Genomic DNA, 20288 nt, shown 5'->3' with positions numbered 1-20288 from the left:
ATTGATCGAAAACGCCGAAAAACGGGACCTGCCGGGGTGGCGGCTTATCCACATTTCCGGCGGCGGAGCGCTCAGCTGCCGCCGGCCATCCGGTCCAGCCGGATCTGCTCCGCGTCGGAGAAGTAGCGGAACAGCAGCTCCAGAAACAGCTTGGAGTAGTGGGACAGGTACCGGTCCTTGTGGCGGATGAGGGACAGACGCTGGGTTAGGGGCACCCCCTGGCGGAACAGGGGGAAGATGTTGATGTCCTCCGGAATCTGGCTGCGCTGGGTCACCAGATTCATCTGGGAGACGAAGCAGGCCGCCAGGCGCTGGAAGCAGATGGAGGTACTGATCTGGGTGTATGTACTGGTAAGGTAAGCCCGGGGCGTCACCCCCGCCTCGTTGAAGCAGTCCTGAATCTGCCGGCCCATGCGGTTGGACAGCAGGCAGAAGGGGAGGCGGTCAAACTCCTTCAGGTTAGCGCCGTGGATGGCCCGCTCCTTCAGCGCGGCGGCGTCCGCCCCGTAATACTGCTCCAGCAGGGAGTCCGCCACGCACAGATACACCTGGTCGTTCATCAGGGGAAAGTCCAGAATTTTCGGGTTGGCCTCATCGGGGATCACGATGGCGAAGTCCAGCTGCCCCTCCAGCACCATGGGCTCCAGCCTGGAGGAGATGGTGTCGGTGATGCGGATCTCCACGTGGGGGTATCGGGCGGAGAACTCCGGCAGAATGGCGGGCAGGCAGGCGTTCATCCGCAGGGTGCTGGCGCCGAAGCGCAGCACGCCCCGCTCCTGCTGCTCCACATCGGAGAGAATATCCTTCAGGTTCAGCTCCTCCCGGCTCACCGTCTCGGCAAAGGCCAGCACAAACTCCCCGGCGCAGGTCAGCGCCAGCGTGGGCTTCCGGTGGAGCAGCTGCACGCCGTAGTATTCCTCCAGCCGCTGGATGTGGTTGCTGAGGGTCTGCTGGGAGATGAACAGGCGGTTGGCGGTGCGGGTCATGTGCAGGTCTTTGGCCAGCTCGGAGAAGTAGTAGAGACTGGTGACGTCCATGAAAATCCCCCTTCACAAAATATCTTTGTGAATTTCTCAAAATATCGCTGTTTGATTTATGAATAAGGTCATATTACTATAAAACTGTCAAATGTGCAAGCTTGCAGCAAAATCCAACAGCTTATTTTGGAGGTTTTATATGAAAATCGGATTTCTCGGTTTTGGCGAGGCTGATTCCTCTATCTGCCGCGGCCTGCACGAAAACGGCGTCACCGGTATGTGGGGCTATGATCTGATTCTGAACGTGCCCGAAAAGAAGGACAAGATGCTGGCGAAGATGGCAGAGTGCGGTGCCGCTGTGGCCGCCGGTCCTGAGGAGCTGGCAAAGGACGCCGACATCATCATCACCGCCATTCCCTCTCAGTTCTCCGTGAGCACCTGCGAGAGCATTGTGAATTATCTGGAGCCCAAGACCATCTATCTGGACGTCTCCACCGCTTCCCCCCTGGATAAGCAGAAGATCTGCTCCATGGTGGAGGGAAAGGGCGCCAGGATGGTGGACGGCGCTATGCTGGGTGCTCTGCTGCAGTACAAGCACAAGGTGCCCATGCTGCTGGCCGGCCCCGCCGCCCAGGAGTGCAAGGATATGATGGAGCCTCTGGGCATGGACATGACCGTTGTGGAGGGCAAGCCCGGCACCGCCACCAGCATCAAGTTCCTGCGCAGCGTCGTGGCCAAGGGCCTGATGACCCTGCTGTTCGAGTGCCTGCAGGCCGCCCAGTATTTCGGCGTGGAGGATACCATTGTGGACAGCCTGCTGGAGACCTACGGCGCTGACTTCGAGAAGAAGATCAATTCCTATGTCACCGGCACCAGCATCCATGCCGGCCGCCGCCAGCATGAGATGGAGAACGTGCTGGATATGCTGAAGGAAGCCAACCTGCCCTGTGAGATGACAGAGGCCTGCATTACCTGGATGAAGCGTATTGACGAGGCGAACATTCCTGCCCGCTTCCCCAACGAGGAAGTGCCCAAGAAGTGGAAGGACGTTCTGGCAGGTTGGGGCCTCAACGACAAGCAGTAATTACTTAGGAGGAAAAAACAATGTCGGTCGGTAAGAGAATTTATCTGAAGCGCGAAATGCCCGATCCGGAGATCATGGAGCAGTTCAGAACCATCCCCGCCTCCAACACCGCGGACGTCATGGGCCGCAGCTGCGCCATGAACCCCCGCATCCGCCTGGTCAGCAGCCCCTCTGCACAGATGATGGTGGGCCCCGCCTACACCGTCAAGTGCCGGGCCGGCGACAACCTGACCCTCCACGCGGCCCTGAACTTCTGCAATGAGGGCGACGTGCTGGTGGTGTCCAACGAGGAGGACGACACCCGCGCCCTGATGGGCGAGGTGATGATGGCCTACCTGCGCTACACCAAGAAGATCGCCGGCATCATTCTGGACGGCCCCATCCGGGACATTGACGAGATCGGCAAGTGGGACTTCCCCGTCTACTGCACCGGCACCACCCCCGGCGGCCCCTACAAGGAGGGTCCCGGCGAGATCAACGTGCCCGTCTCCTGCGGCGGCATCAGCGTCAACCCCGGCGACATCATCCTGGCAGACCCCGACGGCGTGATCTGCATCCCCCGGAAGGACGCCGCGGTGATTCTGGAGGACGCCAAAAAGTTCCAGGCCGCCGACGAGGCCAAGCTGGCAGCCGCCAAAAACGGTACCGCCAACCGGGCCTGGGTGGAAAAGTCCCTGGCCGACAAGGGCTTCGAAATCATCGACGAGGTCTACCGTCCCTGAGCGCTGAACATGCGGCTGTTCCCTTCCCCGCAGAAATGACCGTATCGGTACGGCAACAATTTTAAAGGAGAATATGATTATGAAGAAGTTTTTTGCAGCTCTGCTGACCCTGGCCATGACCGCCGCTCTGCTGGCCGGCTGCGGCAGCTCCGGCTCCGCCGGCTCCACCGCCGCTCCCGCCGCTTCCGGCTCTGCCGCCGCTTCCGACATCGACTGGCCCAAGGAGAACATCACCCTGGTGGTGCCCTACTCCGCCGGCGGCGATACCGACACCTATGCCCGCCAGCTGGCGCAGGGCCTGAGCAAGGAGCTGGGCACCAACGTGGTGGTGGTGAACACCACCGGCGGTTCCGGCGTGGTGGCTTCCTCCTCCGTAATGACCGCCAAGCCCGACGGCTACACCGCCCTGTTCCATCACACCGGCGTGATGCTGACCCAGGAAGCCGCCGGCAGCAACGAGTTCTCCTTCTTTGACGACTTCGAGGTGGTGGGCACCGCCGCCCGGGATGACACCTACGCCCTGATCGTCCGCAAGGACAGCGCCTACAAGACCACGGAGGAGTTCGTCGCCTATGCCAAGGCCAACCCCGGCCAGGTCCGCTACTCCGTGACCTACTACGGCGCCACCCACGCTGTGGCCGAGGCCATGCAGCGGGAGATGGGCATTGAGATGAACTGCATCGACGTGGGCTCCTCCACTGCCGACCGTCTGACCGCCTTCATGGCTGACCAGTGCGACGTGCTGGTGGTGAACTACATGAACATTGCCGACTATGTGGAGAACGGCGACTTCATCGTCCTGGGCATCTGCGCCGAGGAGCGTCTGCCCGGCCTGGAGGACGTCCCCACTCTGAAGGAGCAGGGCTACAACGTGATCCAGCCCAAGCAGTATGAGGTCCGCATGCCCAAGGGCACCGATCCCGCCATTGTGGAGAAGATGAGCGCCGCCATGGAAACCGTGGTCAGCAGCGACGCCTTCGCCGAGGTTCTGTCCACCTACTACGCCACTCCCTTCTACCGCAACGCCGCCGACACCATTGAGCAGGACAAGGCCACCGTTGCCGAGCTGCAGGAGTTCTTCGCCGAGTAATTTACCCGGGCGGCATCGTTCCGGCCTGTGATTCCCCTTTCCGCAGAGAGCCGGAGGTTCTCGAAACCTCCGGCTCTTTCGCCAAACAGAGTGTTTCCATTTCAGTTTTGATTTGAAGGGATGATATTATGTCTGAGAAGAAAAAGAATCTCGTGACTTCCATCGTGTTCCTTCTCTTCGGCGTGTTTGTGTATGTCCAGTCCCTGGGCATCAAGCACATGATGAAAAACGATGTGGGCTCTGCCTTCTTCCCGAAGGTCATCTCCGTCGCCATGATCATTTTCGGCGTGATCTGCCTGGTGCAGTCGCTGCGCGCGGAGGAGAAGGAATCCAAGAAGACGGACAGCGACAAAAAGGGCGGCTGGCTGACGGTGCTGCTGATCGCGGGCTATGTGCTGATCTTCGAGCCGGTGGGCTTCCTGATCTCCACCATGATCTACCTGTTCCTGCAGATTCTGGTCCTGACTCCCGCCGAAAAGCGGAAGTGGCCTGTGATCATCGCCATCTCCGTCATCGCGCCCCTGGCCATCTACACCCTGTTCGTGTATGTGATCAGCACCCCGCTCACCAAGGGTATTTTCTACTTCTAAGGAGGGTATGATATGGTTTCTCAAGCAATTCATCTGGTGCTGCTGAACCCTGTCTGCCTGGGCCTGATCCTGGTGGGCGTCATCATCGGCATCATCTTCGGTTCCATCCCCGGCCTCAGCTCCTCCATGGCGCTGATCCTGTTCCTGCCCATGTCCTTCGGCATGGAGCCCATGAACGGCATCGCACTGCTGGTGGGCCTGTACCTGGGCGGCATCTCCGGCGGCCTGATCTCCGCCATCCTGCTGAAGATCCCCGGCACCGCTTCTTCCATTGCCACCGTGTTCGACGGCGGCCCCATGGCGGAGAAGGGTGAGGCCGGCCGCGCCCTGGGCGTGGGCATTCTCACCAGCTTCGTGGGCGGCCTGATCTCCATCTTCGCCCTGATGTTCATCTCCCCCTATCTGGCCAAGGTGACCCTGGCCTTCACCAGCGCCGAGTATTTCTCCATCGCCGTGTTTGCCCTGACCATCATCTCCAGCCTCTCCGGCGACTCTCTGATCAAGGGCATTCTGGCGGGCCTGTTCGGCATCTCCCTGTCCCTGGTGGGCATCGCCCCTGTGGACGGCGCCATCCGCTTCACCTTCGGCAAGAGCCAGCTGTACGGCGGCTTCACCACCGTGGTGCTGCTCATCGGCCTGTACGCCGTCACCGACATCATCCGCACCGGCTTTGAGCGCCGGCACATCATCAACAGCCAGACCAAGTACACCTACAACCTGAAGGGCTACGGCATCGGCCCCAAAGAGTACCTGGCCCACTGGCGCAACATCATCCAGTCCGCCCTCATCGGCCTGGGCATCGGCATCCTGCCGGGCATCGGCGGTTCCACCTCCAGCCTGCTGGCCTACACCGCCGCCAAGAGCACTTCCAAGTATCCCGAGAAGTTCGGCACTGGCATCGTGGACGGCCTCATCGCCTCCGAGACGGCCAACAACGCCCTGATCGGCGGCTCCCTGATTCCCCTGATCACCATGGGCATCCCCGGCAACGTGGCTACCGCCATCTTCCTGGGCGGCCTCACCATCCACGGCATCTCTCCCGGCCCCCTGGTGTTCACCAAGAGCGGCCAGTACATCTACGGCATCTTCATCGCCCTGCTGGTGGCCAACGTGTTCATGCTGATCTGCGAGCGGGCCGGCCTGCGGATGTTCGTCAAGCTGCTGGACATCCCCAAGTACTTCCTGCTGCCTGTGGTGATGGTGTGCTGCGTGGTGGGTGCCTACTGCGCCAACTTCTCCATCTTTGACGTGTGGTGCGTGGCGGTGTTCGGCCTCATCGGCCTGGGCTTCAAGTACCTGAAGGTGCCCTCCACCCCCATGATCATCGGCTTCATTCTGGGACCCATGACGGAGGAGAACTTCCGTCAGGCCCTGATGCAGACCGGCGGCAGCCCCTCCATCTTCTTCACCCGCCCCATCTCCCTGATCTTCCTGCTGATCGCCGCGGCCTCCGTGGCCATGACCATCCGCAAGCAGGTGAAGGCTGTCCGCAGCAAGTAATATTTCTACCCTCCCTTGAGGTAAGGACCCTGCGGGCAAGCTGCCTGCGGGGTCCTTCCGCCGTTGATCCTGTGTTTCGAGGTGTTGAAAATGGCATTGCTTCTCACCGTCTGCGCGGCGTTTCTGGGCGGGTATCTGGGCCTGCGGTACAGGGTCCCCGCCGGGGCGCTGGTAGGCGCCATGGCCGCTACCATGCTGCTCAATGTGTCCTTCGGGATGGCTTACATGCCTCCGGGCCTGAAATTCTATACCCAGATCGCCACCGGCGCCTACGTGGGCGCGAAGATCTCCCGCAGCGACGCCCGGAATCTGCGGAAGATCCTCCGGCCGGCGGTGATCCTGGCGACGGTGATGCTGGCGTTTGCCGTGGCCGTCGGCCGCCTGCTGTGCATGATTTCTCCCCTCTCCGTGCCCACGGCCCTGTTCTGCATGGCACCGGCGGGGACCACGGACATGACCCTGGCCTCCATGGACTTCCCCGACGCGGAGCCCTCCATGGTGGCGCTGATCCAGACGCTGCGGGTGATGTTTACCATTTTGCTGATGCCTCCCATCATCCGCCGCATTGCACAGAAGCAGCAGGGGGGCGGCGCGGCGGAGGAGCAGCTTCCCCGGGAAAAGCCGGAGGGGAAGGGGAGCCTCCTGCGGCTGACAGTGACGCTGCTCATCGCCCTGCTGTGCGGCGGGGCGGGCCGCGCTCTGGGCATCCCCGGCGGCGCCATCGCCTTCTCCATGGCGGGCTGCGCCCTGTACCACATCCGCACCGGCCGGGCCTGGATGCCCCTGCGCCTGCGGCAGGTGGTTCAGGTCTTTGCCGGGGCGCTGATCGGCACCACCGTGGGCCGGGCCCAGGTGCGGCAGATGCTGGAGCTGTGGGACGTGGTGCTGCTGGCGGTGATCAGCTTCCTGGTCATGGGGCTGCTGGCGGCGGTGATCATCTCCCGGTGCACGGATATGGACCTGGTGACGGCTCTGTTCGCCTGCGCTCCCGGCGGCCTGACGGACATGGCCCTGATCGCCGCTGACCTGGGGGCCGACAGCACCAAGGTGGCGGGAATGCAGATGCTGCGGCTGGTCAGCGTCGTGGCCCTCTATCCCACCATCATCGGGTGGCTGGTGGGGTAGCAGTCAGAAAGGACGCCTTTCCGGTTTCCGGAGAGGCGTCCTTTCTGTATAGGCTCCCGCGCGGAAGAGGAAAGCGCGGGGAAACCGTCTCAGTAAGCGGCGGCCATGGCGCCGTCCCGGCAGGGGCGCGGAAAAACCGTTACGCCTGCTCCGGGTGCTTCTTCAGGTCCACCACCGGGTTCACCAGCGGCGCCATCTCAAAGCCGTCGGGGCCGCAGATGCGGCACTCAGCCACGTCGCCGTCCTGAATGTGGAAGGCCCGGGGGGTGCCGGTGGAGAGAATGTCGCCGGCGTACCAGCCCTGGATGCTGCTGTGGAGGGACACCAGCCGGGCGGGGCGGTGGGTCATGTTGGCCACCACGTTTCTGGCGTAGACTTCACCGTTGCGGACGCTCTGGACCTCCAGGGCCAGCACGTCCGGCACCTCGTCAGGGGTCACCAGCTGGGGGCCGAAGGAGAAGAAGGTGGGGAAGTTCTTCACGATGCACAGGTACCGGGGGTTGCCCTTCACGAAGTCGTTGCCCTTCAGGATGGACTCCTCCGTCATGTCCAGAATGGTGGTGTAGCCCACGATGGCCTCCTGCCAGCTCTCCTCCGGCACATCCCGGCAGTCTTTGCCCATGATGACGCCCAGCTCCGCCTCGGCGGTGGTTTTCTGGGCCTCCTTCAGCATGGGCAGATGGATGTCATCGCCGGGGCCGATGAGGGTGTCGGCCATTTTGAAGAAGCTGCCGGGGAAGCCGGTGGGGGCGGCGGTGCCGATGTCCCCGGCATGGTCCACGTAGTTCAGGCCGATGCCGAAAATGCGCTTCGGGTTCCGGTACAGGGGGCCGTACACCACTTCGGCGGCGGGCACCAGGCCGGGGAGGGTCTCCAGTTCGGCCTTGCCGCCGTGGTTGTACCAGTCGGTGAGGGCGGGAACCTGGCCGGCCTGAATGAGAGGCAGCATCTCCTCTTTCCAGCCGGTGTCTCTGGCGGCGTTCAGGGCGGCGATGGGCAGCACGCCGCCGGCGGTGACAATGCCGGCCACCTCGGCTCCCTTCAGCTTGATGGTTGCAAGACGCATGATACATTCCTCCTTGGTTGGTGTGGTGAATCCTTCAGACCGGCGGGTCAGCCGGGGGTTTTTCCGGGATTCCGCCTGCCGCCTTACAGCGTCAGGCCGTAGGGGCGGCCCAGCTCCGCCAGTTCCTCATATACCGGGTCCGGCAGGTCAATGCCGGTTTCCTGTTTGGCCGCGGCGGACCGGGCGGCCCGCTCGCCGGGCAGCAGAATCTCCTCCGCCCCCGGGGCCTTCCGCAGGCCCTTGATCTCCCGGACCATCTGGGACAGGCCGGACCGGAACGCTGCCGGGTCCAGGAAATGGGACACGTCGATGGCGCCCAGGAAGTGGCCCACCCCCTGGGGGGCGTCGAATTCGTACAGGTCATGGAGGTGGGGGCCGCAGCCCGCGCCGCTGAGGACGCCGCTGAGCACCTCCACCATGATGGCAAGGCCGCTGCCCTTGGGGCCGCCGATGGGGATCAGGGAGCCCTTCCGGCCCTCGGCGGGGTCGGTGGTGGGGTTTCCCTCCCGGTCCAGGGCCCAGCCCAGGGGAATTGGCTGCCCCAGCTTCTGGGCCAGAATCAGCTTCCCCAGGGCCACCACGCTGGGGGTCATGTCCAGCACCAGGGGAATGGTCTCGGAGGGGGCGGCCACGGAGATGGGGTCGGTGCCCATGAAGGGCTCCGCGCTGCCGTAGGGGGCGATCTTCCCGGTGAGGTTGGTGCAGGCGAAGCCCACCATCCCCCGCTCCGCCGCCATCCTCGTGTAGAACGCGGCGGTGCCGAAGTGGTTGGAATTGCGCACCGTGGCAAAGCAGCAGCCGGTTTCGGCGGCCTTGCGGATGCAGGTTTCCATGGCGAACCGGGCGCTGGGAGCGCCCAGGGTGTTGCCGGCGTCGATCACCACGGCGGAGGGGCTCTCCCGCACAATACATATGCGGTTCTCCCGGGATACCAGCCCGGCGTTCAGCCGCTGCAGGTAGATGCCCATGCGGCTGACGCCGTGGGTGCTGACGCCGGTCAGCTCCGCGTCCAGCAGGGACCGGGCCACCGTCCGGGCGCAGCCCTCGTCCACGCCGGAAGCAGTCAGAACGTTTTTGCAATACTCCTCCAGCACCTCGGGACGGAAATTTTTCATATTCAGGCCTCCTTACCGGGGAAATTTCAGTTCTGACCTGAGAATAACACGCTTTTCCGGCACCGTCAAAGACCGGAAGCGGCATCCCGCTATTGTATTTTTGTTATGATGCGCTTTACAGCGTTTTCCCCGGCGGCTATAATGATGCCGAAGAGAGGAGGGGGCTTTCATGCAGGTCAACAAGAATCCGGAGTATTTTCTCACCGTGGCCCGGGAGCGGAGCATCTCCAAGGCGGCGGAAAAGCTGTATGTGTCCCAGCCCTACCTGAGCCAGCATATTATCCGGCTGGAGGAGAGCTTTCACACCCGGTTTTTCAACCGGGAGACCACCCCGCTGACGCTGACCCCCGCCGGGGAGATCTATGCCCGGTATCTGGAGAGCAGCCGCCAGCTCTATCAGAAGCTGCTGCAGGACTTTGACGCCGTGGGCGCCGCCCGGACACAGACGCTGCGGATCGGCTTCAGCAGCTGGCGGGCCAGCACGCTGCTGCCGGAGGTGCTGCCCGCCTTTTCCGACAGGTATCCGGACGTGCGGCTGGAATTTTTCGAGATGCCCACCAGCGAGATGTACCGGCTGCTGGCGGATGACAAGGTGGACCTCATTATTATGAACACCACGCTGGACGTGCCGGGCTACGTGACCATTGAGACCATTCTCTATGAGCGGATTCTGCTGGTGGGGAACCGCCGCAGCCCCGCCGCCCTGGAGCTGCTGCGGCTGCGGGAGGCGGGAAAGCCCCTGGACCTGCGGCTGCTGGAGGAGGAGCGGATGATTCTGCTGCGGCCGGAGCTGACGCTGGCCCGGCGGGTGGACAACTATCTGGACAAGCAGGGGGTGGTGCTGAAAAACTGCGTCTACACCACCAGCGCCGCCACGGCGCTGAACCTGGTGGCCCGGAACTACGGCTTCTGCTTCCTCAACGAAACCGGCGTCCGCTGCGCCCCCAACGCCGGGGAACTGCTGTTTTTTGACATGGACACCGACGACATGGTGCATCCGCTGTGCGTGGGCTACAAGAAAAACAGCTATCTGCTGCCCATCGCCCGGGCGTTTATCGACATGACCATCCGGGTTTACAAGGGAAAGGGGCCGGAGCAGGACGCTCCGGAGGGTTAAGACCGGCCGGAACGGGGAATGCTTCCGGTGAGGTGAGACAGATGCGGTATTTTCACGGGGAGATTCCGCGGGGGCCGTATTTCGAGGACTGGTACTGCAAGTGCCGGACGGCGGCGGGACAGGCCGTGGCCCTGATTCCGGCGTACCACGTGGACAGCGGCGGGCGGCCCGGCGCCTCCCTGCAGGTGATTTCCGGCGGCGGCAGCTGGTGGGTGGACTATCCGGCGCCGGCCTTTGATGCCCTTCCCGCGGTGTTCTGGGTAAAGCTGGGAGAGAACCGGTTCCGGCGGCAGGGACTGCGGCTGCGGGCGGAGACGGAGGGCCTTTCCCTCTCCGGGGAGCTGCGGTTCGGGCCCTTCACGCCGCCGCGACGGGATGTCATGGGCCCCTTCCGCTTCCTGCCGGGGATGGAGTGCGTCCACGGCGTGCTCAGCATGGCCCACCCCCTGGCGGGAAGCCTGACCCTCAACGGGGAGGTGCTGGACTTCACCGGCGGCACCGGCTATCTGGAGACGGACCGGGGCCGGTCCTTTCCCCGGCGGTATCTGTGGGTGCAGTGCAGCTGCCCGGCGGAGGAGGGCAGCCTGATGCTGGCGGCGGCGGAGGTGCCTGTGGGGCCGCTGCGTTTTCCGGGGTGCCTCTGCGTGGTGCGCCATGGCAGCCGGGAGTACCGGCTGGCCACGTATCGGGGCGGCCGGGTGACGGCCTGGTCCGCCGCCGGGGCGGAGGTGCGGCAGGGAGCGTACTGCCTGCAATTGGAGTTTCCGGCGGGGGAGGGCCATCCCCTGCGGGCGCCGCGGCAGGGAGCCATGAGCCGCACCGTCCGGGAGCGGGTGCAGTCGGAGGTCCGCTGCCGGCTGCTGGAGGGGCAGCGGACGGTGCTGGCGTGGACGGACCCCTGCGGCAGCTTTGAGTGTTCGGAAAGTGGGCTGTGAAAAACGAAAGGGGCCGGCTGCTTTTGCAGCCGGCCCCTTTGCCGCCGGAGGACGCGGAAATTTTTCGGGGCGAAAAACCGGTCAAACAGGGGCCTGCCGGGAGAAATCGCATATTCTGTGAACAAATTATTGTTTTTATGTAAACGTTAGCACTCTCACCTTGACAGTGCTAAAAATAGGGGTTATAACGAAGTTGTTCAAAAGGAAAGGGAACCGGAAGCGGTTCCCCGCAGGGCATTCTGCATGGAATGATGAATGGAGGAATGACGTATGATGCCCAGTATTTTCGGTGAGAATTTGTTTGATGACTTTTTCAATGACAGCTTCGGAATGTTCCCGGTGATGAACACCCGGAACGAACTCTACGGCAAGCGGGGCAAGAACCTGATGAAGACCGACGTGCGGGAGACCGCCGACAGCTATGAGCTGGACGTAGACCTGCCGGGCTTCAAGAAGGATGAGGTCCATGTGGACCTGAAGAACGGCTACCTGTCCATCAGCGCCGCCAAGGGCGTGGACAAGAGCCAGCAGGACCAGCAGGGCCGCTACATCCGCCAGGAGCGGTTCGCCGGCGCGTGCAGCCGCAGCTTCTACGTGGGCGACACGGTGGAGCCTATGGATGTGTCCGCCCGGTTTGAGGACGGCATCCTGCGGATCTCCCTGCCCAAGCAGGCCCCCAGACAGCTGCCCCAGACCACAGCCATCGCCATCCAGTAAAGAAACCCAGGGCGCAGGCAATTGCCTGCACCCTGGGTTTTTATCAGCTTAAGCGATCCAGCAGCTCCACAATGATCTGGTTGGAGAGAAGAAAGCCCCGGGGCGTGAGGCGCCAGCTGCCGTCGGGGCGGGAGAGGGCGTAGCCCGCCCGGCGGCACTGCTCCAGGAAGGGCACCAGGGGGGCGAAGTCCCCGCCGTACCGGTCCCGCAGCGTCCGGGGGGAGATGCCCTCCGCCGTCCGCAGGCCCAGCATCAGGTACTCCCCGGCCCGGTCGGCGGGGGACAGCGCCTGCCGCTCCGACAGGGGCGGCTCTCCGGCGGGGGAGAGCCAGGCCTCCAGGTCCCGGGCATAGCCGTACCGGACGCCGCCGAAGTCGGAGTGGGCGCCGGGGCCGAAGCCCAGGTACTCCCCCAGCGCCCAGTATCGCCGGTTGTGGCGGGAGGAGAAGCCGGGGCGGGCAAAGTTGGAGATTTCGTACTGCGCATAGCCCAGCTGACCAAGCCGCTCCACGGTGTACAGGTACATGTCCGCCTGTTCCTCGTCTCCCGGCAGCCCCGCCTCATCCCGGCAGCGGAACAGGGGCGTCCCCTCCTCCACCTTCAGCCCGTAGCAGGACAGGTGCTCCGGGGAAAGGCCGGCGGCGGCTTCCAGATTGGACTGCCAGCGGTCCATGGTCTGGCGGGGCAGGCCGTAGATCAGGTCCAGGGACAGGTTGGCAAAGCCTGCCGTCCGGACGGCGTCCGCCGCCCGGCGGACCTGATCCATGGTGTGAATCCGGCCGATGCGGCGCAGCTCGCCGTCGTCGGCGGACTGCATCCCCAGAGAGACGCGGTTGAAGCCTGCCCCGCGCAGCGCCGCAAGGGCCGCCGGGTCCCCGGCGGAGTCGGGATTGGCCTCCAGGGTGATCTCCGCGCCGCCGTCCACGTCATAGGCGGAAAGGAGGGCCTCCAGCAGTCCCGCCAGCCGGTCCGGCCCCAGCAGGGAGGGGGTGCCGCCGCCAAAATACACCGTGTCCACCCGGTACTCCGCCGCCCGGGGGGCCGCGGCCCGCAGATGCTCCGCCAGACAGCGGCAGTAGCTGTCCATCTGTTCTTCGCCGCGGGGGAGGGAGTAGAAGTCGCAGTAGGCGCATTTGGATTTGCAGAAGGGGATGTGGACGTAAATGCCCAGGGATTTTTTCGCTGCCATGGCCGTCTCCTTTCCCGGTTTGCTCCATCATAGCGCGGTTTTCCGCCGCTGGCAAGGCGCATATTCTTCCGGAAGCGGGACACCATAGGGAAAACGCCTGCCGCGGCAGGAGAAGCGAGGATGCTGTATGGAAATGTCTCCCAAGGAATATCAGGACTATGTCAGGCGGGTTGCCCCGAAGTCGCCGCTGGGCAAGGACGCGGCGCTGGCCTTCCTGGTGGGCGGGGCCATCTGCGCCCTGGGGCAGTTGATTCAGAACGGCTGGGCCGCCGCCGGACTGGGAAAGACCGACGCCGGCACCGCCACTGCCTGCACGCTGGTGCTGCTGTCGGCGCTGCTGACGGGGCTGAACCTGTACAGTAAGATCGCCCGGTTCGGCGGCGCCGGAACGCTGGTGCCCATTACCGGGTTTGCCAACGCGGTGGTGTCCCCGGCCATTGACTACAAAAGCGAGGGCCTGGTGTCCGGCATGGCCGCCAAAATGTTCACCGTGGCCGGGCCCGTGATCGTGTACGGCACGGCGGCAAGCGTGGTGTACGGCGTGATTCTGATGTTATTGCAGAGCTTTTAGAACAATTTTGCCCGCTTCGCAATCGGCGAAGTGGGCGTTTTTTTGTGTGTCTATTGTAACTCATAAGGCCAAATAGAAGCAAAAAGGCTCTGGAACTCCATGAAACGGGGGAGAAAGTTTCTGAGGAAACCTTTATTTAGATGCTCATTCCAGTTTGACCATGGTGCTTGTATGAAATCTTCTGCCTGCAAGGGATAATCGATAAAATGTGATATTATCACGGAACGACCACACAGCATCTGTTATGATACGGCCATAAACAAAAAGAAAGGCGGTCTAAATATGAGACTGAAAGATAAGGTTGCGATTATCACCGGCGGCAGCCGGGGCATCGGTTTTGCTACTGCGGACAAATTTCTGAAAGAAGGCGCTACCGTCATTCTGGCCGCAAGTTCTCAGGCATCCGCTGATAAGGCTGTTGCGAAGCTACAGGAAAAATATCCGGAGGCAACCGTCGCGGGGATCAGCCCCAATCTGTCCAGCTTGGAATCTGTCCGAAATGCGTTCCGTGAAGCCACTGAAAAGTATGGCTGCGTGGATATTCTGGTGAACAATGCCGGCGTGTCTGAAAGCACCCCTTTTACCGAATATACTGAGGAGACCTTTGATAAGGTCATGAATCTGAATGTGAAAGGCGTATTTAACGCCACACGGGCAGCCAGTGAGTGCATGGTGGCCCGGGGCAAGGGCGTTATTCTCTCCACGTCTTCTATGGTCAGTATTTCCGGCCAACCCAGTGGCTTCGCCTATCCCGCGTCCAAGTTCGCAGTCAACGGCTTGACAGTATCCCTGGCTCGTGAGCTTGGTCCCAAGGGCATCCGGGTCAACGCGGTGGCTCCCGGCATCACGGAGACCGACATGATGAAGGCTGTTCCCAAGGAAGTCATCGAGCCGATGATCAAGCAGATTCCCCTGCGCCGTCTGGGCCAGCCAGAGGACATTGCAAATGCATTTGTGTTCCTGGCCTCTGATGAAGCATCCTATATTACAGGCGTGGTATTGAGTGTGGATGGTATGGCAAGAGCCTAAAAAACGAACAAGGCGGCTGACACAGCCGCCTTGTTTTCAAAACACGGAGGAATGACCATGAAGAAAATCATACCCTTTTTGATGGCCCTGCTGCTTTTGGCCGGGTGCGGAGCGCAGTCGGAGGAAAGCACCTACCGCCAGATCAACGCAGAAGAAGCAGCCACTTTGATGGAGAAGGAAAGCAGCTATCTCATTCTGGATGTGCGGACTGCTCAGGAATACAGCGAGAAGCATATCCCCGGTGCCATCAATATTCCCAACGAGACCATCGGTGACCAGGACATCCCGGAGCTGCCGGACAAAGAGCAGCTGATCCTGGTATACTGCCGCAGCGGTAACCGCAGCAAGCAGGCTGCGGAAAAGCTGGTCAAGCTGGGCTACACAAATATCGTGGAGTTCGGCGGCATCCATGACTGGACGGGAGAGACCGTCAGCGGAGAAGCGTGACAATATCACGGAACTTTTAGAAAATTCCGGTTATTATGGAGACATCAAACAAAAGATCACAGGAGGACTTGTATATGTCTGTTACCAATATCAATAAGAATAACTTCCAGAATGAAGTTCTGAATTCTGAGAAACCCGTCCTGCTGGACTTCTGGGCACCTTGGTGCGGTCCCTGCCGGATGGTCAGCCCCATTGTGGATGAGATCGCAGCCGAGCGCGGCGACATCAAAGTTGGCAAGGTCAATGTGGACGAGGAGCCGGAGCTGGCTGGCCAGTTCGGCGTTATGAGCATCCCCACCCTGGTGGTGATGAAGGGCGGCAAGGTCGTCAACAAAACGGTGGGCGCAAGACCCAAAGCACAAATTCTGGCCATGCTGTAAGGAGGGCGCAGGCATGGGATTTTTCGATTTTTTGAAAGGCCCCGACATGAACCAGGGTGTAAAAGATTATCAGGCCACTCCCGGCGCTGTCCTGCTGGATGTCCGAACACCGGAGGAATACCGGGAGGGCCATATCCCCGGCAGCAAGAATGTGCCGCTCCAGTCCCTTGACAAGGTGACCGGCTTGGTCAATAATCAAGATACGCCCGTGTTTGTCTACTGTCACAGCGGAGCCAGAAGCAGCCAGGCAGTCAGTGCGCTCCGGCGCATGGGATATACCAACGTCAAAAATATCGGCGGCATCGCCGCTTATGCAGGAAAGGTGGAACGATAATATGAAAGTTGTCATCGTAGGCGGCGTGGCAGGCGGCGCTACCGCCGCGGCCCGCATCCGCAGATTGGACGAGCAGGCGGAGATCGTGGTGTTTGAGCGGTCCGGGTTCATCTCCTACGCCAACTGCGGCCTGCCCTATTACATCGGTGGAGTCATTGAGGACCCCGAGGAGCTGACCCTCCAGACGCCGGAGAGCTTCTTCTCCCGCTTCCGGGTCGCCATGCGTGTGCGCCACGAGGTCACTGCCATCCACCCCGACAAAAAGACGGTCTCCGTGACAAATCTGGAGACCGGAGAGGCATTCGAGGAAAGCTACGACAAGCTGATCCTCTCTCCCGGCGCCAAGCCCACCCAGCCCCGGCTCCCCGGTGTGGGCCTCAGTAAGCTGTTTACCCTGCGCACCGTGGAGGACACTTTCCGCATCAAGGAATACATTGACCGGAACCACCCCAAGTCCGCCGTGTTGGCGGGCGGCGGCTTCATCAGCCTGGAGCTGGCGGAGAATCTGCGGGAGCTGGGGATGGAGGTCACCATCGTCCAGCGGCCCAAGCAGCTGATGAACCCCTTTGACCCGGACATGGCGTCCTTTATCCACAGTGAAATGCGCAGGCACGGCGTGAAGCTGGCCCTGGGCCACACGGTGGAGGGCTTCGAGGAGAAGAACGGCGGCGTGGATGTGCTTCTGAAAGACGAAGTGCCCCTCCATGCCGACATGGTAGTGCTGGCCATCGGCGTTTCCCCGGACACCCACCTCGCTCAAGAAGCCGGACTGGAGCTGGGCGTCAAGGGCAGTATCGTGGTCAATGACCGGATGGAGACCTCCGTTCCCGACATCTATGCCGTAGGCGACGCGGTTCAGGTGAGGCACTTTGTCACCGGGCAGGATGTTCTGCTCTCTCTGGCTGGCCCCGCCAACAAGCAGGGCCGCATCGCGGCGGACAACATCTGCGGCGGCGACAGCCGTTATACGGGCAGCCAGGGCAGCAGCGTCATCAAGGTCTTTGATATGACAGCGGCTTCCACCGGTGTCAATGAGACCAACGCCAGAAAAGCCGGACTGGATGTAGATACCGTTATCCTGTCTCCCATGAGCCACGCGGGCTATTATCCCGGCGGCAAGGTCATGACCATGAAGGTGGTCTTTGAAAAGGAGACCTACCGCCTGCTGGGTGCCCAGATCGTGGGCTATGAGGGCGTGGACAAGCGCATTGACGTGCTGGCTACCGCCATCCGGGCGGGACTGAAAGCCACCGAGCTGAAAGACCTGGACCTGGCCTATGCTCCGCCCTATTCCTCCGCCAAGGACCCGGTGAATATGGCGGGCTTTATGATCGAAAACATTGCAAACGGCGTCCTGAAGCAGTGGCATCTGGCAGATGCGGACAACCTCCCCCGGGATGGCAGCGTGACGCTGCTGGATACCCGCACCGTAGGAGAATTTGCCGGTGGACACATCGACGGCTTCACCAACATTCCGGTGGACGAGCTGCGGGAGCGGCTGGATGAGCTGGACAAGGGCAAGCCCGTCTATGTCATCTGCCAGAGCGGCCTGCGCAGCTATATCGCCTGCCGCATTCTGGCCGGAAACGACTTCGAGTGCTACAACTTCTCCGGCGGCTTCCGGTTCTACGACGCGGTAATGAACGACCGCTGCCTGATCGAATCGGCCACCGCCTGCGGTATGGACAAATAACAATAACCCCTTCTCATATTCCACAGGAAGTGAGAAGGGGTCATTCTTTAGTAAATGAGAATTCCAAGCGCAGCCGAGGCGATGATCAGCAGGATGGGCGATAGCTTTTCCTTTTTGAGAATACGGTACATCGACATGCAGGCAACCAATAACACCACGATCAACAGTGCCCGGAAGTCCACTTTGGCACCTTGCGCCAGAGGAAAGCAGTTGTGCAGCGTCATATAGACGCCGGTGGCCAGGATAATGCCGACCATGCAGGGCTTCAATCCCTGCAGAACAGCCTGTGCATACTTGCTTTTCAGGATGCCCCTGAGCAGGTTCATGACCAGCAGGATCACAAAGAAGGACGGCAGTACCACTGCCAGGGTGGCGAGGACCGCTCCCCAAAAGCCAGCCTGACTACTGCCCACATAAGTGGCCAGATTTACCATAATGGGGCCAGGGGTGCTCTCGCTGACAGCGATCATATAGCTCAACTCCTCGTCGCTGAGCCAGCCGTAAGACAGCACCACATCCCGGATGAGGGGGATAGCGCTATATGCGCCGCCAAAGGTAAAGCAGCCCACCTTCAAAAAGCCCAGAAGCAGCTCCAGATAGATCATTGCCCCTCACCGCCTCTCTGCGCCGGTGCGCCCTTTGCGGCAAAAACGGAAAGACTGATGATCCCTGCTGCCAGCATCAGAACGACAGAGGAGATCCGCAGGGAGAAGAGGTTGCTCTGCAGCATGATGACAAAGGCACATCCTGCGATGATACGGGGCTGCAGCTTTTTCTTCATCTTCTTCAGCATCGTCAATCCGGCATCTAAAATCAGCAGGCTTACGCCGACTTTGATGCCCCTGCACGCTGCGGCAATCATTTTATATTCCAGAAAGTGCTCCAGAAACATGGAGATGATATAGAGAATCACAAAAGAAGGCAGCACGATACCCAGGGTCGCCAGCACGGCGCCCGTCATGCCTGCCATTTTATAGCCCACGTAAGTAGCGCAGTTGATGGCAATCGGGCCGGGGGTGGATTCGGCCACCACGGTGAGGTCCATCATCTCATCCTGCGTCAGCCACTGCTTTTTCTCCACGCAGGTATCGGTGATCACGGAGATCATGGCGTATCCGCCGCCAAAGGTGAACAGCCCTACTTTCATAAAATTGAAAAAGAGTTGAGAGAGGATCGGCAGCGGCTTACGCATTTTGCAGTTCCTCCAATGCCGCCGCATCCGTGATCTCCACGGTTCCCCGGGCCAGCTTCACCATGCCCTCGCTCTGGAAATACCGCAGCATCCGGGTGACTACCTCACGGGCGGTTCCCAGATGGTTGGCAATGGTCTCATGGGTGAGTTTCAGCACGCTGTCCCCCTCCAGTGCGCTTTCTTCCAGTAAAAACGCAGCCAGTCGTTTGTCAAAGCTCTTCCACATGATCTGCTCCATGAGCCACATGACCTCGGAAAAGCGGGAGGCCATGATCTCATTGGTAAAGTTGGATAGCGGGGCGGATTCCTGCATGATGTTTTGATAAACCTCTGTGGGGACGATCCACAGTTCCGTGTCCTTCTCCGCCTCGATCATCATTTCAAATTGAATGGACCTCATCATGCAGGAGGCGGAGAACAGGCAAATATCCCGGTCAAACAGACGGTAGAGTGTGATCTCCCGTCCCTCGTCAGAGAGGATATAGGAGCGAAGCTGACCATGCTGGATCAGAAGCAGACCCGTACAATCCAGGTTTCCGTTATGAAGAACGGTTCCCGTCTTTACAGTGCGGCTGACCGCGCTGCCTTTGAGTTGCTGCTGCTGTACGGAAGTCAATTTCTCCCAAACAGGAAAATAATCTTGAAACTCCATCGTGCGCCCCCTCTCTTTCAGTGATACTCAGTATAAAGGCATTTACGGCATATGTCAATTATAATAATTGACATATGCCGTAAATGAGCCTATACTGTCTTTATAGAGCAGCGTGCAGAAAGGAGGCATACCCCGTGCCAAGGCCAAAGAAATGCAGGCGCGTGTGTGATTACCCCCAGACACTGGCGTTTTTGCCGGAAGACCACAAAAACAGAGAACAGGCAGTTATCCTGACGGTGGATGAGTACGAGACGATCCGTCTCATCGATAAAGAGGGACTCTCCCAGGAGCAGTGCAGTGATTTCATGCAGGTTGCCCGCACCACCGTGCAGCAGATTTACGCCAGCGCCAGAAAAAAGCTGGCGGATGTGCTGGTGGACGGCCTGCCCCTGCGGATCGAAGGCGGAGACTATCAGCTCTGCAACGGGGGCGACCGGGCCTGCGGATGGAGCAATTGCTATAAACAAAAATTCAACCAACAGTATGCAAAACCAAAAGGAGAAACCATCATGAGAATTGCGGTCACCTACGAAAATGGAGAGATCTTTCAGCACTTTGGCCACACGGAGCAGTTTGGGCTCTACGACGTGGAAGACGGACAAATCGTATCCTCCGAGGTGGTGGATACAGCGGGCAGCGGACACGGCGCACTCGCGGGGATGCTCAGCGCGCTGCATGTGGATGCGCTGATCTGCGGCGGCATCGGCGGCGGCGCACAGCAGGCGCTGGCGGCAGCTGGCATCCGGCTCTATGCCGGCGTAAC

General features: G+C 61.0%; 24 protein-coding genes. 17 read left to right on the top strand and 7 right to left on the bottom strand.

Features of this window, described 5'->3' with window-relative positions; all coding sequences use genetic code 11:
* Positions 1-71: 71 nt before the first annotated feature.
* Complete coding sequence (locus SOX55_RS00135) at positions 72-1037, bottom strand: LysR family transcriptional regulator (protein ID WP_325285400.1); 966 nt, start codon at positions 1035-1037, stop codon at positions 72-74.
* Between the two features lie 139 nt (positions 1038-1176).
* Here SOX55_RS00135 and SOX55_RS00130 point away from each other — a divergent pair, with 139 nt between their 5' ends.
* From SOX55_RS00130 to SOX55_RS00105, 6 genes are all read left to right on the top strand, one after another.
* Positions 1177-2061, top strand: coding sequence for a DUF1932 domain-containing protein (locus tag SOX55_RS00130; protein ID WP_325285399.1), 885 nt, complete (start codon positions 1177-1179; stop codon positions 2059-2061).
* Positions 2062-2081: 20 nt separating this feature from the next.
* Positions 2082-2783, top strand: a complete 702-nt coding sequence (locus SOX55_RS00125) for an RraA family protein (RefSeq protein WP_325285398.1) — start codon at positions 2082-2084, stop codon at positions 2781-2783.
* A 79-nt stretch (positions 2784-2862) separates the two neighbouring features.
* Positions 2863-3873 (top strand): tripartite tricarboxylate transporter substrate binding protein, encoded by a 1011-nt coding sequence (locus SOX55_RS00120; RefSeq protein ID WP_325285397.1) that lies wholly within the window; start codon positions 2863-2865, stop codon positions 3871-3873.
* A 128-nt stretch (positions 3874-4001) separates the two neighbouring features.
* A complete protein-coding gene (locus SOX55_RS00115; protein WP_325285396.1) occupies positions 4002-4463 on the top strand; it encodes a tripartite tricarboxylate transporter TctB family protein in 462 nt (153 codons plus the stop codon).
* A gap of 12 nt (positions 4464-4475) precedes the next feature.
* Positions 4476-5963: a tripartite tricarboxylate transporter permease gene (locus SOX55_RS00110; RefSeq protein WP_325285395.1), complete on the top strand. Its 1488-nt coding sequence runs from the start codon at positions 4476-4478 to the stop codon at positions 5961-5963.
* Between the two features lie 90 nt (positions 5964-6053).
* On the top strand, positions 6054-7088 hold the full coding sequence (locus SOX55_RS00105) for an AbrB family transcriptional regulator (protein ID WP_325285394.1): 1035 nt from the start codon (positions 6054-6056) through the stop codon (positions 7086-7088).
* Between the two features lie 139 nt (positions 7089-7227).
* Here the strand turns inward: SOX55_RS00105 and SOX55_RS00100 are convergent, their stop codons facing one another.
* Together SOX55_RS00100 and SOX55_RS00095 are read right to left on the bottom strand one after the other, a co-directional pair.
* On the bottom strand, positions 7228-8154 hold the full coding sequence (locus tag SOX55_RS00100) for a fumarylacetoacetate hydrolase family protein (protein ID WP_325285393.1): 927 nt from the start codon (positions 8152-8154) through the stop codon (positions 7228-7230).
* Between the two features lie 83 nt (positions 8155-8237).
* Positions 8238-9269 (bottom strand): Ldh family oxidoreductase, encoded by a 1032-nt coding sequence (locus SOX55_RS00095; protein ID WP_325285392.1) that lies wholly within the window; start codon positions 9267-9269, stop codon positions 8238-8240.
* Between the two features lie 169 nt (positions 9270-9438).
* On the opposite strand from SOX55_RS00095, the gene SOX55_RS00090 reads away from it, so the two are divergent.
* From SOX55_RS00090 to SOX55_RS00080, 3 genes are all read left to right on the top strand, one after another.
* Positions 9439-10386 carry a LysR family transcriptional regulator gene (locus SOX55_RS00090; RefSeq protein WP_325285391.1) on the top strand — a complete coding sequence of 316 codons (948 nt, stop codon included), beginning with the start codon at positions 9439-9441 and terminating at the stop codon, positions 10384-10386.
* A 41-nt stretch (positions 10387-10427) separates the two neighbouring features.
* Positions 10428-11321, top strand: coding sequence for a tocopherol cyclase family protein (locus tag SOX55_RS00085; RefSeq protein WP_325285390.1), 894 nt, complete (start codon positions 10428-10430; stop codon positions 11319-11321).
* 270 nt (positions 11322-11591) lie between these two features.
* Complete coding sequence (locus tag SOX55_RS00080; protein WP_325285389.1) at positions 11592-12038, top strand: Hsp20/alpha crystallin family protein; 447 nt, start codon at positions 11592-11594, stop codon at positions 12036-12038.
* 43 nt (positions 12039-12081) lie between these two features.
* Here the strand turns inward: SOX55_RS00080 and hemW are convergent, their stop codons facing one another.
* Positions 12082-13227 carry a radical SAM family heme chaperone HemW gene (gene hemW, locus SOX55_RS00075; protein WP_325285388.1) on the bottom strand — a complete coding sequence of 382 codons (1146 nt, stop codon included), beginning with the start codon at positions 13225-13227 and terminating at the stop codon, positions 12082-12084.
* Between the two features lie 127 nt (positions 13228-13354).
* Here hemW and spoVAC point away from each other — a divergent pair, with 127 nt between their 5' ends.
* The 6 genes from spoVAC to SOX55_RS00045 all read left to right on the top strand — a co-directional run bounded on the left by spoVAC (position 13355) and on the right by SOX55_RS00045 (position 17681).
* On the top strand, positions 13355-13798 hold the full coding sequence (gene spoVAC, locus SOX55_RS00070) for a stage V sporulation protein AC (protein WP_325285387.1): 444 nt from the start codon (positions 13355-13357) through the stop codon (positions 13796-13798).
* 282 nt (positions 13799-14080) lie between these two features.
* Positions 14081-14827, top strand: a complete 747-nt coding sequence (locus tag SOX55_RS00065) for an SDR family NAD(P)-dependent oxidoreductase (RefSeq protein ID WP_325285386.1) — start codon at positions 14081-14083, stop codon at positions 14825-14827.
* A gap of 57 nt (positions 14828-14884) precedes the next feature.
* Positions 14885-15274, top strand: coding sequence for a rhodanese-like domain-containing protein (locus SOX55_RS00060; protein ID WP_325285385.1), 390 nt, complete (start codon positions 14885-14887; stop codon positions 15272-15274).
* A 35-nt stretch (positions 15275-15309) separates the two neighbouring features.
* A complete protein-coding gene (gene trxA, locus SOX55_RS00055; RefSeq protein ID WP_325285384.1) occupies positions 15310-15654 on the top strand; it encodes a thioredoxin in 345 nt (114 codons plus the stop codon).
* Between the two features lie 13 nt (positions 15655-15667).
* Positions 15668-15988, top strand: coding sequence for a rhodanese-like domain-containing protein (locus SOX55_RS00050; protein WP_325285383.1), 321 nt, complete (start codon positions 15668-15670; stop codon positions 15986-15988).
* 1 nt (position 15989) lies between these two features.
* On the top strand, positions 15990-17681 hold the full coding sequence (locus SOX55_RS00045) for an FAD-dependent oxidoreductase (RefSeq protein WP_325285382.1): 1692 nt from the start codon (positions 15990-15992) through the stop codon (positions 17679-17681).
* Between the two features lie 47 nt (positions 17682-17728).
* On the opposite strand, the gene SOX55_RS00040 is transcribed toward SOX55_RS00045, so the two are convergent.
* From SOX55_RS00040 to SOX55_RS00030, 3 genes are read right to left on the bottom strand one after another with little or no spacing between them, the layout of a single operon-like run.
* Positions 17729-18286 carry a chromate transporter gene (locus tag SOX55_RS00040; protein ID WP_325285381.1) on the bottom strand — a complete coding sequence of 186 codons (558 nt, stop codon included), beginning with the start codon at positions 18284-18286 and terminating at the stop codon, positions 17729-17731.
* Positions 18283-18873, bottom strand: a complete 591-nt coding sequence (locus tag SOX55_RS00035) for a chromate transporter (RefSeq protein ID WP_325285380.1) — start codon at positions 18871-18873, stop codon at positions 18283-18285. The genes SOX55_RS00040 and SOX55_RS00035 overlap by 4 nt, the downstream gene beginning before the upstream one ends.
* Positions 18866-19384 carry a Crp/Fnr family transcriptional regulator gene (locus SOX55_RS00030; protein ID WP_442873590.1) on the bottom strand — a complete coding sequence of 173 codons (519 nt, stop codon included), beginning with the start codon at positions 19382-19384 and terminating at the stop codon, positions 18866-18868. Before SOX55_RS00030 ends, SOX55_RS00035 begins: the two co-directional genes overlap by 8 nt.
* Here SOX55_RS00030 and SOX55_RS11090 point away from each other — a divergent pair.
* Entirely contained in the window at positions 19373-19549 is a 177-nt protein-coding gene (locus tag SOX55_RS11090; RefSeq protein ID WP_442873591.1) for a hypothetical protein, read from the top strand. The two genes, SOX55_RS00030 and SOX55_RS11090, sit on opposite strands and share 12 nt — an antisense overlap.
* A 137-nt stretch (positions 19550-19686) precedes the next feature.
* A partial coding sequence (locus tag SOX55_RS00025) for a DUF134 domain-containing protein (RefSeq protein ID WP_442873589.1) occupies positions 19687-20288 on the top strand: 602 nt, incomplete at its 3' end.

The organism is Dysosmobacter sp. (assembly GCF_034093755.1).
In the GTDB taxonomy this organism is placed as follows: Bacteria; Bacillota; Clostridia; order Oscillospirales; family Oscillospiraceae; genus Oscillibacter.
This window is presented reverse-complemented; position numbering and strand designations above follow the sequence as displayed.

Excerpts from the sequence above, each read along its gene's own strand:
- SOX55_RS00135 (WP_325285400.1), bottom strand. The coding sequence starts at position 1,037 with ATGGACGTCACCAGTCTCTACTACTTCTCCGAGCTGGCCAAAGACCTG.
- SOX55_RS00130 (WP_325285399.1), top strand. The coding sequence starts at position 1,177 with ATGAAAATCGGATTTCTCGGTTTTGGCGAGGCTGATTCCTCTATCTGC.
- SOX55_RS00125 (WP_325285398.1), top strand. The coding sequence starts at position 2,082 with ATGTCGGTCGGTAAGAGAATTTATCTGAAGCGCGAAATGCCCGATCCG.
- SOX55_RS00120 (WP_325285397.1), top strand. The coding sequence starts at position 2,863 with ATGAAGAAGTTTTTTGCAGCTCTGCTGACCCTGGCCATGACCGCCGCT.
- SOX55_RS00115 (WP_325285396.1), top strand. The coding sequence starts at position 4,002 with ATGTCTGAGAAGAAAAAGAATCTCGTGACTTCCATCGTGTTCCTTCTC.
- SOX55_RS00110 (WP_325285395.1), top strand. The coding sequence starts at position 4,476 with ATGGTTTCTCAAGCAATTCATCTGGTGCTGCTGAACCCTGTCTGCCTG.
- SOX55_RS00105 (WP_325285394.1), top strand. The coding sequence starts at position 6,054 with ATGGCATTGCTTCTCACCGTCTGCGCGGCGTTTCTGGGCGGGTATCTG.
- SOX55_RS00100 (WP_325285393.1), bottom strand. The coding sequence starts at position 8,154 with ATGCGTCTTGCAACCATCAAGCTGAAGGGAGCCGAGGTGGCCGGCATT.
- SOX55_RS00095 (WP_325285392.1), bottom strand. The coding sequence starts at position 9,269 with ATGAAAAATTTCCGTCCCGAGGTGCTGGAGGAGTATTGCAAAAACGTT.
- SOX55_RS00090 (WP_325285391.1), top strand. The coding sequence starts at position 9,439 with ATGCAGGTCAACAAGAATCCGGAGTATTTTCTCACCGTGGCCCGGGAG.
- SOX55_RS00085 (WP_325285390.1), top strand. The coding sequence starts at position 10,428 with ATGCGGTATTTTCACGGGGAGATTCCGCGGGGGCCGTATTTCGAGGAC.
- SOX55_RS00080 (WP_325285389.1), top strand. The coding sequence starts at position 11,592 with ATGATGCCCAGTATTTTCGGTGAGAATTTGTTTGATGACTTTTTCAAT.
- hemW (WP_325285388.1), bottom strand. The coding sequence starts at position 13,227 with ATGGCAGCGAAAAAATCCCTGGGCATTTACGTCCACATCCCCTTCTGC.
- spoVAC (WP_325285387.1), top strand. The coding sequence starts at position 13,355 with ATGGAAATGTCTCCCAAGGAATATCAGGACTATGTCAGGCGGGTTGCC.
- SOX55_RS00065 (WP_325285386.1), top strand. The coding sequence starts at position 14,081 with ATGAGACTGAAAGATAAGGTTGCGATTATCACCGGCGGCAGCCGGGGC.
- SOX55_RS00060 (WP_325285385.1), top strand. The coding sequence starts at position 14,885 with ATGAAGAAAATCATACCCTTTTTGATGGCCCTGCTGCTTTTGGCCGGG.
- trxA (WP_325285384.1), top strand. The coding sequence starts at position 15,310 with ATGGAGACATCAAACAAAAGATCACAGGAGGACTTGTATATGTCTGTT.
- SOX55_RS00050 (WP_325285383.1), top strand. The coding sequence starts at position 15,668 with ATGGGATTTTTCGATTTTTTGAAAGGCCCCGACATGAACCAGGGTGTA.
- SOX55_RS00045 (WP_325285382.1), top strand. The coding sequence starts at position 15,990 with ATGAAAGTTGTCATCGTAGGCGGCGTGGCAGGCGGCGCTACCGCCGCG.
- SOX55_RS00040 (WP_325285381.1), bottom strand. The coding sequence starts at position 18,286 with ATGATCTATCTGGAGCTGCTTCTGGGCTTTTTGAAGGTGGGCTGCTTT.
- SOX55_RS00035 (WP_325285380.1), bottom strand. The coding sequence starts at position 18,873 with ATGCGTAAGCCGCTGCCGATCCTCTCTCAACTCTTTTTCAATTTTATG.
- SOX55_RS11090 (WP_442873591.1), top strand. The coding sequence starts at position 19,373 with ATGCTGGATCAGAAGCAGACCCGTACAATCCAGGTTTCCGTTATGAAG.